Source organism: Rhizobium aouanii (genome assembly GCF_037002925.1).
In the GTDB taxonomy this organism is placed as follows: Bacteria; Pseudomonadota; Alphaproteobacteria; order Rhizobiales; family Rhizobiaceae; genus Rhizobium; species Rhizobium aouanii.
In genome coordinates this window covers 70,054-85,911 of sequence record NZ_JBAMYD010000008.1, presented here as the reverse complement: position 1 = coordinate 85,911, position 15,858 = coordinate 70,054, and the positions used below count along the sequence as shown (strand labels likewise).

General features: G+C 60.8%; 20 protein-coding genes. 14 read left to right on the top strand and 6 right to left on the bottom strand.

Translation table 11 applies throughout. The annotated features are described in order from the left end of the window. Positions 1-15 precede the first annotated feature (15 nt). Complete coding sequence (locus V8P77_RS15575) at positions 16-1,551, bottom strand: sensor histidine kinase (RefSeq protein WP_335913248.1); 1,536 nt, start codon at positions 1,549-1,551, stop codon at positions 16-18. 106 nt (positions 1,552-1,657) lie between these two features. On the opposite strand from V8P77_RS15575, the gene V8P77_RS15570 reads away from it, so the two are divergent. The 4 genes from V8P77_RS15570 to V8P77_RS15555 all read left to right on the top strand — a co-directional run bounded on the left by V8P77_RS15570 (position 1,658) and on the right by V8P77_RS15555 (position 5,163). Further along, complete coding sequence (locus V8P77_RS15570; RefSeq protein ID WP_335913247.1) at positions 1,658-2,215, top strand: thermonuclease family protein; 558 nt, start codon at positions 1,658-1,660, stop codon at positions 2,213-2,215. Positions 2,216-2,234: 19 nt separating this feature from the next. Further along, positions 2,235-2,867, top strand: a complete 633-nt coding sequence (locus V8P77_RS15565; protein WP_335913436.1) for a uracil-DNA glycosylase family protein — start codon at positions 2,235-2,237, stop codon at positions 2,865-2,867. Between the two features lie 69 nt (positions 2,868-2,936). Next, the gene (locus V8P77_RS15560) at positions 2,937-3,425 is read left to right on the top strand and encodes an Lrp/AsnC family transcriptional regulator (protein WP_003540387.1); all 489 of its coding nucleotides are present in this window, start codon (positions 2,937-2,939) and stop codon (positions 3,423-3,425) included. A gap of 715 nt (positions 3,426-4,140) precedes the next feature. Next, positions 4,141-5,163 carry a porin gene (locus V8P77_RS15555; RefSeq protein ID WP_335913246.1) on the top strand — a complete coding sequence of 341 codons (1,023 nt, stop codon included), beginning with the start codon at positions 4,141-4,143 and terminating at the stop codon, positions 5,161-5,163. Positions 5,164-5,445: 282 nt separating this feature from the next. On the opposite strand, the gene V8P77_RS15550 is transcribed toward V8P77_RS15555, so the two are convergent. Together V8P77_RS15550 and V8P77_RS15545 are read right to left on the bottom strand one after the other, a co-directional pair. Continuing rightward, positions 5,446-6,129 carry a DNA alkylation repair protein gene (locus V8P77_RS15550; RefSeq protein ID WP_335913245.1) on the bottom strand — a complete coding sequence of 228 codons (684 nt, stop codon included), beginning with the start codon at positions 6,127-6,129 and terminating at the stop codon, positions 5,446-5,448. After that, positions 6,126-6,995, bottom strand: a complete 870-nt coding sequence (locus V8P77_RS15545) for an NAD(P)-dependent oxidoreductase (RefSeq protein ID WP_131628977.1) — start codon at positions 6,993-6,995, stop codon at positions 6,126-6,128. The genes V8P77_RS15550 and V8P77_RS15545 overlap by 4 nt, the downstream gene beginning before the upstream one ends. 162 nt (positions 6,996-7,157) lie before the next feature. On the opposite strand from V8P77_RS15545, the gene V8P77_RS15540 reads away from it, so the two are divergent. The 10 genes from V8P77_RS15540 (at position 7,158) to V8P77_RS15495 (ending at position 14,263) form a co-directional block, all read left to right on the top strand. Beyond that, the gene (locus V8P77_RS15540) at positions 7,158-7,526 is read left to right on the top strand and encodes a hypothetical protein (protein WP_335913244.1); all 369 of its coding nucleotides are present in this window, start codon (positions 7,158-7,160) and stop codon (positions 7,524-7,526) included. Between the two features lie 201 nt (positions 7,527-7,727). Next, positions 7,728-8,693, top strand: a complete 966-nt coding sequence (locus V8P77_RS15535; RefSeq protein WP_335913243.1) for an aliphatic sulfonate ABC transporter substrate-binding protein — start codon at positions 7,728-7,730, stop codon at positions 8,691-8,693. Positions 8,694-9,061: 368 nt separating this feature from the next. After that, complete coding sequence (ssuD, locus tag V8P77_RS15530) at positions 9,062-10,252, top strand: FMNH2-dependent alkanesulfonate monooxygenase (protein WP_335913242.1); 1,191 nt, start codon at positions 9,062-9,064, stop codon at positions 10,250-10,252. 87 nt (positions 10,253-10,339) lie between these two features. Further along, positions 10,340-11,176 (top strand): ABC transporter permease subunit, encoded by an 837-nt coding sequence (locus tag V8P77_RS15525; RefSeq protein WP_335913241.1) that lies wholly within the window; start codon positions 10,340-10,342, stop codon positions 11,174-11,176. 10 nt (positions 11,177-11,186) lie between these two features. Further along, positions 11,187-12,014: an ATP-binding cassette domain-containing protein gene (locus V8P77_RS15520; RefSeq protein ID WP_335913240.1), complete on the top strand. Its 828-nt coding sequence runs from the start codon at positions 11,187-11,189 to the stop codon at positions 12,012-12,014. A 184-nt stretch (positions 12,015-12,198) separates the two neighbouring features. Continuing rightward, entirely contained in the window at positions 12,199-12,522 is a 324-nt protein-coding gene (locus tag V8P77_RS15515; protein WP_003540367.1) for an ArsR/SmtB family transcription factor, read from the top strand. Beyond that, the gene (locus V8P77_RS15510; RefSeq protein ID WP_335913239.1) at positions 12,519-12,929 is read left to right on the top strand and encodes an SRPBCC family protein; all 411 of its coding nucleotides are present in this window, start codon (positions 12,519-12,521) and stop codon (positions 12,927-12,929) included. Before V8P77_RS15515 ends, V8P77_RS15510 begins: the two co-directional genes overlap by 4 nt. A gap of 58 nt (positions 12,930-12,987) precedes the next feature. After that, complete coding sequence (locus V8P77_RS15505) at positions 12,988-13,209, top strand: hypothetical protein (protein WP_335913238.1); 222 nt, start codon at positions 12,988-12,990, stop codon at positions 13,207-13,209. Positions 13,210-13,220: 11 nt separating this feature from the next. After that, positions 13,221-13,691: a DUF1801 domain-containing protein gene (locus V8P77_RS15500; RefSeq protein WP_335913237.1), complete on the top strand. Its 471-nt coding sequence runs from the start codon at positions 13,221-13,223 to the stop codon at positions 13,689-13,691. 104 nt (positions 13,692-13,795) lie between these two features. Continuing rightward, a complete protein-coding gene (locus V8P77_RS15495) occupies positions 13,796-14,263 on the top strand; it encodes a DUF1801 domain-containing protein (RefSeq protein WP_168287464.1) in 468 nt (155 codons plus the stop codon). A 35-nt stretch (positions 14,264-14,298) separates the two neighbouring features. On the opposite strand, the gene V8P77_RS15490 is transcribed toward V8P77_RS15495, so the two are convergent. From V8P77_RS15490 to V8P77_RS15480, 3 genes are read right to left on the bottom strand one after another with little or no spacing between them, the layout of a single operon-like run. Then, the gene (locus V8P77_RS15490; protein ID WP_335913236.1) at positions 14,299-14,775 is read right to left on the bottom strand and encodes an SRPBCC family protein; all 477 of its coding nucleotides are present in this window, start codon (positions 14,773-14,775) and stop codon (positions 14,299-14,301) included. Further along, complete coding sequence (locus V8P77_RS15485) at positions 14,772-15,113, bottom strand: ArsR/SmtB family transcription factor (protein ID WP_335913235.1); 342 nt, start codon at positions 15,111-15,113, stop codon at positions 14,772-14,774. Before V8P77_RS15485 ends, V8P77_RS15490 begins: the two co-directional genes overlap by 4 nt. Then, positions 15,110-15,796 (bottom strand): glutathione S-transferase family protein, encoded by a 687-nt coding sequence (locus V8P77_RS15480; RefSeq protein ID WP_335913234.1) that lies wholly within the window; start codon positions 15,794-15,796, stop codon positions 15,110-15,112. The genes V8P77_RS15485 and V8P77_RS15480 overlap by 4 nt, the downstream gene beginning before the upstream one ends. Between the last annotated feature and the right edge of the window lie 62 nt (positions 15,797-15,858).

Here is a 15,858-nt window from a genome sequence, read left to right as displayed (position 1 = left end):
CATGCTTAAGCTGAATCAGGCAAAACTCTTGCGTTTGCGCGCGACGGCCTGGGCCTCCTCGACGGCCGGCAGGCTCTGGAGCACGCGCTTGGCGGGCAGGATGGCGATGACCTCGGTGCCCTCGCGCAGCTTCGATTTCAGCAGGAACTGTCCGTCATGCTTGGCAAGGATCGCCTGGACGATCGGCAGGCCGAGGCCGGTACCCTGTTCGGCGCTCTTGATGGCGATCGAGCCTTGGCCGAAGGCCGACAGGACGACGGGAATCTCTTCTTCCGGAATGCCGGGGCCGTTGTCCTTGATCGAGATGTACTGTCCGCCGCCGGCCGTCCAGCCGACCTTGACGTGGATCTCGCCGCCCTGCGGCGTGAACTTGACGGCATTGGAGAGGAGATTGAGCACCACCTGGCGCATCGACTTCTCGTCGGCCCAGATAGCCGGCAGCTGCCGCTCGAACTGGTCCGAAATGGCAATGTTCTTGGCGCGGGCGCGCAGCTGGACCATGCCGATGCAATCTTCGGTGATATCGAGAAGCGAGATCGCCTCCTCGCTCAGCTCGTATTTTCCGGCCTCGATGCGCGACAGGTCGAGGATCTCGTTGATGAGATCGAGCAGATGCTGGCCTGAACGGTGAATGTCGCCGGCATATTCCTTGTAGGTCGGATTGGCGAGCGGCCCCATGACTTCGGCCGACATCACCTCGGAAAAGCCGAGGATGGCGTTGAGCGGGGTTCGGAGTTCGTGCGACATGGAGGCAAGGAAGCGCGACTTGGCGAGGTTTGCCTCTTCAGCACGGCGGCGGGCCTCGTCCGACATCGATTTCGCCACTTCCAGCTCAGCGATCAGGTCGTCCTTCTCCGATTGGTAGGAAAGGATCCTGAGGTTCGACTTGAAGAGCCGGTCGCTGATATAATTGAAGAAGACGAGTGTGGTGGTGAAGACCCCCGCCAGGCTGATTTCGACGAGGTCGCGCGACAGGCCGCTCTTGGCGGCAAGCGCCACGACCGCCGGCGAGAAAGCGGCGAGCACGGCGGGCGTCAGCATGAAGTTCGACATCGCCGTGACGGAGAGCGCGATCAGCAGCGTGGCGCCCTTATAGAGAATGAAGCTCGATGGCTCGCAGGTGTCGCAGCCCTGCAGCGCGAAGACGGCCCAGCAGCAGCCGAGCAGGAACTGGCCGGAGAGCAGCAGGCGGCGCCATTTGCGGGCGCTCTCGGCGGTGATCTCCTGCCGGCGCGCGCGCCTTGCAAGCAGGATATTGCCGGCGTGACAGGTGAGTGTCAGCAGCGCCCAGAACAGCAACTGCGTGTTCTGGGTGAAATAGACGCCAAGCGCGGTGATGATGACGACGAAGAGCGGCATGATCGTCGCGCCCTGCAGCACCGATGCCACATACATGTTGAGCACGTCACGATCGAAGGAGGAATTCGACGCATGACCGGACTGAAGACGTTCGCGCGTCTGCCGCACGGCCTTGGAAACGGCCTTGTTGCGGTGGCTGCGCGACCTGTCGACGATGATCTTGTCGGTCGATGTGCTTACGCCGGTACTCATGTGCACGTTGAAACTTCATCCCAGGGTGGATAAGAGCTTAACCGGCAATTCTTAAGAAGATGTTTGCCATCTTTGCCAAGGATTTGTTTTTTAAGGAGGCAAAAGCGTGACACGGGGCCTGCGCCTGATTCGCGACGGCGTGATCGCTTTTGCCCTGCTGGCGCTCGTGGCGCTGATCGCCGCCAAGCTCAACGATGCAGCAAAAATCGAGCATGCAGGCGCCTTCCATGCTGCCGACGGGGATAGTCTGGTATCAGGAGACGTACGGTTGCGCCTCGAAGGCATCGATGCGCCGGAGCTCAACCAGAGCTGTGAGCGCACGGGGAAAACCTGGGCCTGCGGGCGCGCGGCACGCGCGGCACTGCAGAGCATGGTGCTGACATCCGGAACGCTTTGCCGGGGCAGCCGACGCGACCGCTACGACAGGCTGCTCGTCGTCTGTCGGAGCGGGGCGGGCGGCGACATCAATGCCGCCATGGTGCGCCGGGGCATGGCCATCTCCTATGGCGATTATGGCAAGGAGGAGACTGAGGCGAAGGCTCAGAGGGCGGGCCTCTGGGCCGGGACTTTCGAGCGGCCGCGCGATGTGCGCGATCATGCGCGCCAGAGTTCCGGTTTCGATGGCGCCCTGCGCTTCATCGGGCAGGTCGTCGGATGGGAGTGAAGGCATGCCCAGTGAAGCCATGACAGACGAAGCCATGCTGGAGACGCTGCGGCTGGAGATCGCCTGCTGTCGCATCTGTCGGGAGGCGCCGGCGAAAGGCCTCGAATACCGGCTGCCGCACGAGCCGCGGCCGGTGGCAGTGATCTCATCCACCGCGCGCATCTTGATCGCCGGGCAGGCGCCCGGGCTTCGAGTGCATGAGAGCGGTTTGCCGTTCGACGATGCATCGGGCGACCGGCTGCGATCATGGCTCGGCGTTGACAGGGCAAGCTTCTATGACCGCGACCGATTCGCCATCGTGCCGATGGGCTTCTGCTTTCCCGGATATGATGACAAGGGCGCGGATCTGCCGCCGCGGCGCGAATGCGCGCCGTTCTGGCGGCAAAAAGTGATCTCGGCCATGCCGCAGATCGAACTGGTGCTGGTCATCGGCCAATATGCGCAGGCCTGGCATATGGCCGGCGAAAGGCAGGACAATATGACCGAGACGGTGCGAGCGTGGCGCGACAGTCTTCTGTCTGACCGATCGCCGGCGGTGCTGCCGCTGCCGCATCCGAGCTGGCGCAACAGCGGCTGGCTGAAGCGCAATCCCTGGTTCGAGAAGGAATTGCTCCCGGTCTTGCAGAATCGGACGAAAATGCTGCTTTCCTGAAACAAAATTCTTTTCGTTGCGCGGAATCGAGTTATACAAAGAAAATAATTCGAAAGGACTGTTGTGCGCATGGATCGCCTCGACCGAAAAATACTGCGTCTTCTGCAAGAAGATTCGACGCTTGCCGTTGCCGATCTCGCCAAGAAAGTAGGGCTTTCGACGACGCCGTGCTGGCGGCGCATCCAGAAAATGGAAGAAGACGGCGTCATCAAGCGCCGAGTCGCCATTCTCGATCCGGAGAAGGTCAACACCAAGGTCACCGTCTTCGTGTCGATTCGCACTGCCACCCATTCGATCGAATGGCTGCGCCGCTTTTCCGAAGTCGTCGCCGAATTCCCCGAAGTGGTCGAATTCTACCGGATGAGCGGTGATGTCGATTATCTCCTGCGCGTCGTCGTGCCCGATATTGCCGCCTATGACGCCTTTTATAAGCGGATGATCGCCAAGATCGAGATTCGCGACGTTTCCTCCGCCTTTGCGATGGAGCAGATCAAGTATTCGACGCAATTGCCGCTCGACTACATGATTCTCGACAATGCCAAATCCAACGAGGATTGAGGTCAAGCGTGCGGCCACGACCGCACGCTACCTATAATCAAAATCCAGCGAGAACTGGGACCCCGTCAGTCTGACCGGCGATATGCCGTTGGGGGCGAGGTTGACACGCAGGCCGCATCCGGGTGCCGGTTCGGCAAGGCCGAGCTTTGGCATCTGCGGTCGGCGATTGCAAAAATAGCCTCACAAATAGCGAAAAAACGCTCAAATCGGCCCAAATTCCTGGAAAAGTGAATAGCCTGGTAATGATTCAAGGCTTATGGTCAATGTAACCAATGGGCGATATGTCATAATTTTGTCTCATTGGTACCGAATTCAGAACACCATGTTCTAGACCGTCACCTTGTTTGTGCTTTTAGCCGGCGGCAGAATTTATGCGCTTCACCAGTATGTTCGACGGGGGTCGGACGGTGGAGAACCTAACAATGGGGGTATAGCGTTTGCGGCTTGCGATGGAAGATTTCCATCGCGGAGCATTTTTGCGTGTCTTTCGCCTAAATATTTGAAATTGTTGTATAAAAATCACGCTTGTGGTGAAAGTTGCCTATGGGAACCCATCCGGCGTGCATCGAGAATTGCTTGATAGGGCCTTGTGTGTGATGACGGATTGGCGGTTCGATCGATCCGCACGCCGAGATGGCTGTTCAAACTGGGCCGGCTTCAAATCGAACTACCCGATCTGAAGCCAGCTCCGATCGACAAAGGAATGGATTGGTAAATGAACATCAGAATGGTTTTGCTTGCATCAGCAGCAGCATTTGCTGCATCGACGCCGGTTCTTGCAGCTGACGCTATTGTTGCTGCTGAGCCGGAACCGGTTGAATATGTTCGCGTCTGCGACGCTTACGGCACCGGCTACTTCTACATCCCGGGCACCGAAACCTGCCTCAAGATCGAAGGTTACATCCGTTTCCAGGTCAACGTTGGCGAAGACATCGGCGGCGATTCTGACTGGGATGCATTCACCCGCGGTCAGGTTCAGTTCACCGCCAAGAGCGACACCGAGTATGGTCCGCTGACCGGCGTCATCGTCATGCAGTTCAATGCTGACAATGCCTCCGACCAGGAAGCCATCCTCGACTCCGCTTACCTCGACGTCGCGGGCTTCCGCGCCGGTCTGTTCTACAGCTGGTGGGACGATGGTCTCTCCGGTGAAACCGACGACATCGGTTCGGTCGTAACGCTGCACAACTCCCTCCGTTACCAGTATGAAAGCGGCACCTTCTACGCTGGCCTCAGCGTCGATGAACTGGAAGACGGCGTCTACAAGCTCGGTGAAGAAGCCAACAACGTTGGCGTTGCTTTCGGCGTTGGCGGCACTGCCGGTGCGTTCAGTTACCAGATCACCGGTGGCTATGACGTCGACAACGAAGACGGTGCTATCCGTGCAATGGGTACGGTTGAAATCGGTCCCGGTACGCTCGGCCTCGCCGGCGTATACTCCACCGGCCCGAACTCCTACTACTCCGCAGCTGAATGGGCTGTGGCTGCCGAATACGCTATCAAGGCAACCGACAAGCTCAAGATCACCCCGGCCGTCCAGTACTACGGCAACTACTTCGGCGGCGGCACTGTCGTTCCGGATGACTTCGACGGTCTCGGCGATGCCTGGAAGGTCGGTCTGACGGTTGATTACCAGATCGTCGACAACTTCTACGCTAAGGCTACCGTATCGTATCTCGATCCGGATGATGGCGACGACTCCACTGCGGGCTTCTTCCGCCTGCAGCGTTCGTTCTAATCCACTTGGTGGATGCTCCCGGTCTTCGGACCGGGGGCACTTCAATCAGTTTCTGATCCGAGTGACCTCCGATCAGCTACGGGGACGGGTCCGGTCTTCCCTGCCGGGCCGTCCTTGCAGTGTTTCCGGTGTACCGTCTTCAAGACAGTCGATCACGATGGCGTTGCGTATCGCATGTCGGCTTCCTGCCAGCCTCGTTTATTGAGGCACCCCCGTGCTGATCGATTTCCTGCTTGAAAAGTTCAGGCAGCATTGATTTGGTTATTCGAGCAGGCATCCGCCTTATCTCAATCGTGCCAGCAGCTTTTCGCCGGCCAGCTCCTTGACGGCATCCTTGCCGATCCAGCGGGCGGTTTTGTCAGGGCTTTCCGCCAGGGCCTTTGCGAGTGCCAGGGCCGGCGCATGGCAGGCGAGATTGCGCTTGCCGATGCTGCGCAGCGCCCAGTTGACCGCCTTGCGCACGAAGTTTCGCGGGTCGGCGGCATGGGCCTCGATCAGCGGCATCCAGGCAAGGATGGTCGCGTCCGACTCCTTTTTCCGATGGACGGCGGTACCGGCAACCATGGCGAAGGCGGTGCGCCTGACAAATTCGCGCCCATTGGCGGCGAAATCCCAGATGAGCTCGTCTAACCGAGCCTCGACGAAGAGATCGGCGGCGCAATCGACGATCTCCCAGGAGTTAAAATCATCGGCCCAATTTCGGGCTTCTTCCGTCGTCAACCGCTTCGGCTCGGCTGTGCAGAGGGCGAGGAGGCGGGCTTCGCGGATATCGCTTCGCCAGAGCTGCATTGCCCTCACGTGATCCTTCTTCGCTCGTCTGGCGACCGCCCTGATATCGGGATTGGAGATGCCGAGGGCGTGGCCGGTGACGATGCCGAAGCGTGTCATGCCGGCGACATTCTCCTCCGAACGCAGCGTTTGGAGATGCGCAATCAATTCGGCCGCATCGGAGGAGGGGCCGATCATTTCTCGAGGCGGGCGAGCAGCGAGGATGTGTCCCAGCGATTGCCGCCCATCGCCTGCACGTCGCCATAGAACTGGTCGACGACGGCGGTGACCGGCAGCTTGGCGCCGTTGCGCCGGGCTTCGGTGAGCACGATGCCGAGATCCTTGCGCATCCAGTCGACCGCGAAGCCGAAGTCGTATTTGCCTGCGTTCATGGTTTTGTGACGGTTTTCCATCTGCCAGGAACCGGCCGCACCCTTGGAAATCACCTCGACGACTTTTTCAATATCGAGGCCGGCACGCTTGCCGAAATGCAGCGCTTCGGCAAGCCCCTGGACGAGGCCGGCGATGCAGATCTGGTTGACCATCTTGGTCAACTGGCCCGAGCCTGCCGGCCCCATCAGGCCGACCATGCGGGCATAGGCATCGATGACAGGCCTGGCGCGTTCGAAGACGGCCTCGTCGCCGCCGCACATGACGGTCAGGATACCGTTTTCGGCGCCGGCCTGGCCGCCGGAGACGGGAGCGTCGATGAAATCGACACCTTTTTCCTTGGCCGCGGCATAAAGTTCGCGGGCGACCTCGGCGCTGGCGGTGGTGTTGTCGATCAGCACCGAACCAGGCTTCATGCCGTGTAAAGCGCCGCTCTCGCCTAATGTCACCGAGCGGAGATCTTCGTCATTGCCGACGCAGACGAAGACGAAATCGGCACCGGCGGCGGCCTCGGCCGGGGTGGGGGCGGCGTGGCCTGAAAATTTCTCGGCCCAGGCGGCGGCTTTTGCCGGCGTGCGGTTATAGACGGTGACATCGTGGCCGCCTTTCGTCTTCAAATGCCCCGCCATAGGGAAACCCATGACGCCGAGACCGATGAACGCGACTTTTGCCATATGTCCTATCCTTTTCCTGAAGTGCAGGCCCGAGGATTAACCGAAACGGCGGGAGCAGAAAAGCCCGTGAAGACGGACTTCCTTCCAATTGACGCATATGAGGCTGGCTACCGTTCGGCCAGGCCCTAGATTGGAGGGAAGGCATTATGTTCCGGGGGTGACATGACCGAAATTCCGACGATCAAGCCGCGGCGCAAAGGCCGTAGCGGAATGCAGGCGATGCTTATTCCATCGCAGCAGATGGTCGCAGAGCAGATTCGATCGGCACCGGAAGGTGTCCTCACTGAAGTAGGTACTCTCCGCCGCCGTCTCGCCGCTCAATACGGGGCGGACGCCTGTTGTCCGGTGACCGTGCAGCGGCATTTGCGTGCGATCGCCGAGTTGTCGTTCGGCGCGCTGGAGAAGGGCGAGCCGGTTTCGACGGTTACGCCCTATTGGCGCATGGTCGATCCCGCAAGCCTGCTTGCGAAGCGTCTTGCCGGCGGCCCCACCTTCATCCGTGAGCGCCTGGCCGCCGAAGGTCGGAAGTGAGCCGGGATAATAGGCAGCATAAGGGCACGCGAAAAAAATTCCGCTTAAGAGCGATTTCCGGGCCGCAAAAATTTCAGCAAAGGCGGAATCTTGCAAATAAAATTGTCGATATAAATTATAGATTTCATCATCATGGCATTCGTCACTGACAGGGTCGACCAGCCGAAACAGGCCCGGCACCATCAAAAAAGGGGAAAAGTCATGATTTCACGTCGACAAACGCTCGGGCTTTTCGCAGCCGCTGCGGCCACTGCAATCCTGCCGGCTGTCCGGCCGGCACGCGCTGCCGCCAGCGAGTTCCGCATCGGCTGGCAGAAGAATGGCGTGCTGGCGCTCGCCAAGCGGCGCGGCGCACTTGAGAAGCGGCTCGCCGATCGCGGCATTACCGTCAGCTGGTCGGAGTTCACCTCCGGTCCGCCGCTTCTCGAAGCGCTGGGCGCCGGCGCTCTCGATTTCGGTGCGACAGGCGATGTGCCGCCGCTCTTTGCCCAGGCGGCCGGCGGGCAGCTCTATTATGTCGGTCTCTACAAGGGCAGCCCGGCAGCCTCGGCCATCGTCGTGCGCAAGGATTCGCCCATCAAGACGCTTGAAGACCTCAAGGGCAAAAAGGTAGCCTTCAAGCGCGGCTCCAGCGCGCATAACGTAACCGTCAAAGTTCTGCGCCAGGCGGGCCTGAAGCCCGAAGATGTCGAGCAGCTCGATCTTTCGCCGCCGGATGCCGCCGCCGCCTTTAAGAGTGGCAGCATCGACGCGTGGTCGATCTGGGATCCCTATCTGGCGATCGCCGAAGCCGATCCGGAGACACGTATCCTGACGACTGCCGAAGGCATCGTCGACTCCTACAGTTTCTTCCTCGCCAACCGCGATTTCACCGATGCCAATGGGCAGGTGGTCGTCGACGTGATCGATGAGCTTGCCAAGGTCGGCAGGTCGGCGCAGGGCAATCTTGACGAGACGGTGAAGGAGCTTTCCGAGATCACCGGCGTGCCGGCTGAGGTGACGCGCGTGTCATTGACGCGCAAGGGCGCCGATCTCGGCAGCGTCTCGACCATCACCGATGCCGCAGCCGCCTATCAGCAGGCGCTCGCCGACGAGTTCCACGGGCTCGGCATCCTGCCGAAGAAGCTCGTAACGGGCGATATCGTCTGGCGCCCAAAGGCGAGCTGATCGTTTGCCCGGGCAAGATTTCCGAGGCGGCATGGAGAGGACCTCCATGCCGCTGAACCGGAAAAATATTCCCTAAAACGGATTGCAATAGCAAATTGATATTGTCGATCTAATTAGTAGTCTATGTCAGTATCCAGATGATCGGGTCGGACAAAAGGCATCGATCAGCCGCCATCCGATCGACAGGGATATTTCAGATGCTCACGCAGAGATGGACAGCCTGCCTTCTTACAGCCGCCAGCGCGATCCTCCCAAGCATTCGCGCGGCGGCGTCGAGAGGGCGGAGAGTCTGCGCGTCGCCGCTTGCCAGGGGCGATCTCTACCGCGCGAGTTGATTTTCGAATTCCGCAGCTAAAGGAACCGTCTTCATGACCATCACCTCCCATACAGGCACATCCGAGCCGATCAATTTCCTCTGGTTCATCCCGACATCGGGCGACGGCACCTATCTCGGCTCCTCCGAGCTCAACCGCGCGCCCGAGATCGGCTATCTCACGCAGATCGCCCAGGCCGTCGATCGGCTCGGCTATTCGGGCGTGCTGCTGCCGACCGGGGTTGCCTGCGAGGAATCCTTCGTGACGGCGGCAGCCCTTGCCGCCAAGACCGAGAAGCTGCAGTTCCTGGTGGCGATCCGCCCGGGCACGGCGTCGCCTGCCTATTATGCGCGCTTGGCTACGACGCTCGACCGCATCTCCAACGGCCGCCTGCTGCTCAACATCGTCGTCGGCGGTAGTCCGGCGGAGCTTGCCGGAGATGGCATCCATCTCGAGCATGATGAGCGTTATGCCCATGCCGAGGAGTTCTTCACCGTGTTCGAGGAACTGCTGGAAAAGGGCACAGCAAGCTTCGACGGCAAATACATCAAGGCGACCAATGCGCGCCTCGGCTTTCCCTCGGTGCAGAACCCGCGTCCGCCGCTCTATTTCGGCGGCTCGTCGGATGCCGGCATCGATTTCTCCGTCGGCCGTGTCGACAAGTACCTGACCTGGGGCGAGCCGCCGGCACAGGTGGCCGAGAAGATCGCTAAGGTGCGCAAGGCCGCCGGCGAGCGCGGTCGCGAAGTCAGCTTCGGCATCCGTCTGCACTTCATCGTGCGCGAAACCGACGAGGAGGCGTGGGAGGCGGCCGAGCGGCTGATCCGCCATCTCGACGACGATACGATCCGCGAGGCACAGGAGCGCTTCGTTCATGAGTCCGACTCGGTGGGCCAGAAGCGCATGGCCGCCCTTCACGGTGGCCGGCGCGACAAGCTCGAAGTCTCGCCGAACCTGTGGGCCGGCGTCGGTCTGGTGCGCGCCGGTGCGGGCACGGCGCTGGTCGGCTCGCCGAAGACGGTGGCCGCGCGCCTTCGCGAGTATCAGGAGATCGGCATCGATACGGTGATCGGCTCCGGTTATCCGCATCTCGAAGAGGCCTATCGCGTCGCCGAACTGCTTTTCCCCGAACTCGGCATTACCCGAGAGCAGCAACGCCTGGGCTTCAACAACGAGTTTGGGCGCAAGCAGGTCTTCGCAGGCGGAAGCCATGGCGGCAATCTGAAAGTCGTCTCCGGCTCCTGATCTCGAATGAAAGACGCAGAGCGTGACACCGCCGCAAGCCGCCTGGGGCTTGCGGCATCCTGCTCCCGATAAGCGCGAGGACAATTCATGTCGACTTTCGATACTCCATTCGTACGGTCCGTCGCTTCCGAAAAGACCGGGAAGGCGGGGTTCCGCCTGCCGCTGCCTGGTCTGGAGAAGCTGACGCCCTATCTGGTGCCGGTGGCGATCGTGGCGTTCTGGCAGCTTGCCTCCTCGGCCAGCTGGATCTCGTCGCGCATCATGCCGTCGCCGGCCGATGTCGGCCTCGCCTTCTGGTCGACGACGGTTTCCGGCCAACTGCCGAATGACGTGCTGGTGAGCGCCGGCCGCGCCTTTGCCGGCCTTCTCGTCGGCGGTTCGATCGGCTTCCTGCTCGGTATCGCCAATGGCGTATCGCGTATCTCCGAGCAGCTGACGGATACGACGCTGCAGATGCTGCGCACCATCCCGCATCTGGCGATGATCCCGCTTGTCATCCTGTGGTTCGGGATCGGCGAGGAATCGAAGCTGTTTCTCACCTCGCTCGGCGTGCTCTTCCCGGTTTATCTCAACACCTATCACGGGGTGCGTAATGTCGATCGCGATCTGATCGAGATGGGCAAGGTCTATGGCATGGGCAACTGGACGCTTTTTCGCAAGGTGATCTTTCCTGGTGCGCTGCCCTCGATCTTCGTCGGCCTCAGATATGCTCTCGGCATCATGTGGCTGACACTGATCGTATCGGAATCGATCGCTGCATCGTCTGGCATCGGCCACATGGCCAACAATGCCCGCGAATTCATGATGACTGACGTCGTCGTGCTCGCACTCGTCATTTATGCCGTGCTCGGTAAGCTTGCCGATGTCATCGCCCGGGCGCTGGAGAGGCGGCTGCTCGCCTGGAATCCGGTCTATCAGAAATAGGAGAGAGGCCATGACATCGATCGCACATGAGCGTTTTCACGCCGCCGCCGAAGAGCCAGTTTATGCGCGCGAAAACGCGCCGGCAGTGAGCCGTAGTGCGCCCGCGGCGATCAGCCTGACGGGGCTTGAAAAGAGTTTTGGGGCCAACCGCGTGCTGCGCGGCATCAACCTGCATATTCCGGCCGGCCAGTTCGTCGCCGTGATCGGCAAGAGCGGCTGCGGCAAGAGCACGCTGCTGCGCATCCTGATGGGCCTCGACGAACCGAGCGCCGGTAAGCTGCATTTCGAGGATGCCGACGGCGCGCAGGCGAGCCCGAACGCGCGTATCGTCTTTCAGGAGCCGCGGTTGCTGCCCTGGCTCAGTATCGCAGACAATGTCGTGGTCGGGCTCGGCGACGGCGTTGACAGCCGGGCGGCGGCGAAGGCGGCCGATGCCGTGCTTGCCGAAGTCCAGCTTGGCGAAAAGACCGGGGAATGGCCGGCGCGGCTTTCCGGCGGGCAACGGCAGCGCGTGGCGCTGGCGCGGGCGCTGGTCAGCCGGCCAGGCGTGCTGGCGCTCGACGAACCGCTCGGCGCCCTCGATGCGCTGACGCGGATCAGCATGCAGGAACTCATCAACCGTGTCTGGCGCGAACTCGGCTTCACCGCCGTGCTTGTCACCCATGATGTCAGCGAGGCGGTGCATCTCGCCGATCGGGTCATCGTGCTCGACGAGGGGCGGATCGCACTCGATCTTCCCATTCCCTATCCGCGTCCGCGCCGGCACGGCCATCCTGGTCTCGCCGAGCTGGAAGGCCGGCTGCTCGCCGCGATTCTCGGCACCGACGGCGGCCATTGATCCAAAGGTTATTCGCGACGCTACATGACCTCGGCATAGGCGAGGCGTGTCCGCGCGAGCATGCATGCGCAATGGCGAAAATGTATAGCCGCCTGGGTATGTGAAAATCACCCACCTCCAGCTTGACTTACTCATACCTCCATGGATATACGTCAATCCATAGCCAACGGGGTATGGATTTTAGATGTCGGACACCCAGGATGTGCTCTTCAGAACGCTCGCCGATCCGACCCGGAGGGCTCTTTTCGAACGGCTGTGCCGCGAAGGGGAGAAGACGGTCGGGGCTCTGACGGCTCGGGCCGGGGTCTCGCAACCGGTCGTCTCGAAACATCTCGGAATCCTGAAGCAGGCCGGATTGGTCCGCGATCGTCACGAAGGTCGCCAGACCCACTATAGCGCCCAGCTCGGTGCGCTGGCGCCGCTGGTCGACTGGACAAGTGAGATGGCCGGCTTTTGGCAAAATCGGTTCGACCAGCTGGAAGATCTATTGAAAAGGATGGACCAATGACCGAAATTTCAAACGAAACCCGTTCCGTCATCGTCGAACGAGAGATCCCTTTTCCGCCGGAAAAGATCTGGCGCGCGCTCACGCAGCCGCATCTGATCGCGGACTGGCTGATGAAGAACGACTTCGTGCCGGTCGTGGATCGCCGTTTCAAGCTGAGCGCGGATTGGGGCTCCGTCGATTGCCAGGTCCTGGAAATCGAGCCGAACAAGACCCTGTCTTACACCTGGGCTGCCTATGATCTCGAAAGTATCGTCACCTGGACTCTCACGCCCACTGGCGCGGGCACGCAGCTGCGCATGGAGCAGTCGGGCTTCCGGCCGGATCAGCGGCAGGCTTACGGGGGCGCCAAAAGCGGTTGGCAGCAGTTCTTCGCAAAGCTGGAGCAGGTGCTGACGCGCATCGAGTGAGACCGCTGCCAAAAACGGATCACGCCATCCGCTTCGCTTGTTTTCGCAGGAGGTTCCCTTGAATTGGAATAACTGGCTTCGGCAGATCCACCGCTGGCTGTCCATTGCCTTTACGCTGGCCGTCATAATTAATATCATCGCAATGGTGCAGGAGAAATCGTCGGTCTGGGTGGGCCTCATGGCGCTGCTGCCGCTGACCTTGCTGCTGCTCACCGGTCTCTACTTGTTCGCGCTGCCATATGCCACCAGGTGGCGCGGCGCAGGACGCGGCGGAGGGTAGGAGTGAAGACAATGTCCGGGAAGACAACCAAGTCCACGGCAAAGGTCACGAAGAAGACAGCCGCCAAGCCTGATACCGCGGAGCCGGTCCTTCTCTCGGGCGGCAACCCTCAGATCGCCAAGGGTTACGGCGACGCTCCCGTGCAAGCCTACATCGCCGCCATGCCCGGCTGGAAAAGCGACGTCGGGCATCGCCTCGATGCGCTCATCACGCGCACGGTGCCCGGGGTGTATAAGGCCGTGAAATGGAACTCGCCCCTCTACGGCATCGAGGGGCAGGGCTGGTTCCTCGGTGTCCATTGCTTCGCTAGATATATCAAGGTTGCTTTCTTCCGCGGCACGTCGCTCAGCCCCATCCCGCCCGGCGAGTCCAAACAAAAGGAAGTGCGTTACTTCCACATCCATGAGGAAGACCAACTCGACGAGGCTCAGCTCGCCGCCTGGGTGGAGCAGGCCAGCCAATTGCCCGGCGAACGAATGTGAACGGACGCGAAGATTGAAAGAGTAGAGCGTCCTTTGTGCGTCCGAAGGACGCACAAAGGACGCTCTAGGCCACCAGCACTTAAGGGATAGAGGGGGAGATATCGATGAAGAAAGTCACGGCAACGCTGAAGAAGAGCGGCTCCAGCGAAGAGAAGGACGGGGACTCTCCTTCTCGTTTGATCGATGCAAGAATCGAGGAGTTGAGCGATTGGCGCGGCGAGATGCTCGCTCGGGTCCGAACTCTCATCAGGCAAGCCGAGCCCGACGTGGTCGAGGAATGGAAGTGGAGAGGCGTTCCGGTGTGGGAGCGCGCCGGGATCATCTGCACTGGCGAGACCTACAAAAGCGTGGTGAAACTGACCTTCGCCAAGGGTGCCTCGCTGGAGGACCCTTCAGGCCTTTTCAACTCCAGCCTTGACGGCAACACCAGGCGCGCCATCGATTTCCATGAGGGCGACGAGATCGACGAGGAGGCGTTGAAGGCGCTCATTCGCGGTGCTGTCGCACTCAACACCTCAAAGCGGGCTGCGGTTCGTCCTGCCGGCTCGGGGAAAAAATCAAGCAGCGCTTGAGGCTTGGTTTATTTCGCCCGAAACGTGACATGCGATCAGTGGATCGGGCTTTCCTCGCGCTCGAGGAAGAGTTCCAGGTTGTCGAGACCGATCTCGGTGCCCTGGAGGCGGGCGCCGTTATCGGCGTAACCGTCGAGGAAGACCACCTGTTCGGTGAAGACCATTTTCGTGCCGCCAGGTTCCGTTTCGAAGGCAACGGTTGTGAGCGATGCGGAGATGCGGCTTTCTCCAAGCTTCATCTCATAGGCATAGATGATGCGGACATCGGGCACGATATCGATGTAATGGGCGTCATAGGCGTGCAGAAGGCCGTCAGTATCGGCGACGTAGTTCCTTTCCGCGCCGCCTGGACGGAAATCGAGCCCGTAGTCCAGCGGTACCCACTCGCCATGGCAGGCGAACCATTGGCGTTTGGATTCCGGTGTTGACCAGGCGCGGAAGACGCGGGCGACTGGCGCCTTCAGGTGACGCTCGATGACGAGAGTGGCGTGTTCGGCGGATCGTATCGTCATTCGGGGAGGGTCTCCGTTTCATTGGCGAGAAAGTGGTCCAGTCTGTCGAAGGTGGTCGTCCATTGGATCTTCCGCTGTTGCACCCAGCGCTCGACGGCGGCAAGCGCGTCCTGCTGCAAGCGGTAGGTTCGCACCCGGCCGGATTTTTCGGAGAAAACGAGGCCGCTTTCCTCCAGCACCTGCAGATGTTTCATCACCGTCGGCAAGGCAACCGCGAGCGGCGCGGCCAGCTCGGTGACGGAGGCCGGGCCGCGGCCGAGACGATCGATCATGCCGCGGCGGCTGCGGTCGGAAAGTGCGTGAAACATGCGATCGAGATCCGCCTGGCTTTCGATCATCCCGCCGCGTCCCGGAAGCGGGCCGGCAGCCTGTCTTTGTAGGGATAGAACTTAAAGTAGGGGCGGGCCTCTTCCAGCGCCCTTGCAAAGGACGGGCGCGCCAGCAGCCGATCGTAATAGCCGCGAAGGTTCGGCTGTTTCGAAGAAAACGGAACCAGAGTCTCGGCATAGAAGAGGGCGGGGGCGGCGGCGCAATCGGCCATGGTGAAGCCGTCGCCTGATATCCAATGCTTGTCGGCGAGCTGCTTTTCGATCATCGCATAGGCGGTTGTAAGTGTCGCCCTGGCGGCGGCCACCTCGATCTCGTCTGCTGCGCCGTCGGGGCGCCGGCGATTGCTGACGATGGTCTGCATAGGCGCCTGGACATAATGGTCGAAAAAGCGGTCCCAGAGGCGAACCTGCAGCGCCCGGTCGACCTCCGGCGGCAGCAGGCGAAGGGGGCCGGGATAATATTGCTCGAGATATTCGATGATGATCGACGTCTCTGGAATGGTGCTGTCGCGCGCCTCGTCCCGCAGCAGCGGCATCTTGCCGATCGGCCAGAAGCGAAACAGATCGGCGCGCGAGCTTTCGTCGGAAAGATCGACTATACGATTTTCGAAGGGGGTACCGTTTTCATAAAGCGCGATCAGCACTTTATGGCAGAAGGAGGCGAGCGGATGCCCATAGAGCACGAGCGACATGCGGCAACCTTTCCTATCGTTGCGGTAAACTTTACCGATCGACTAACTATCAGGTCGTGACG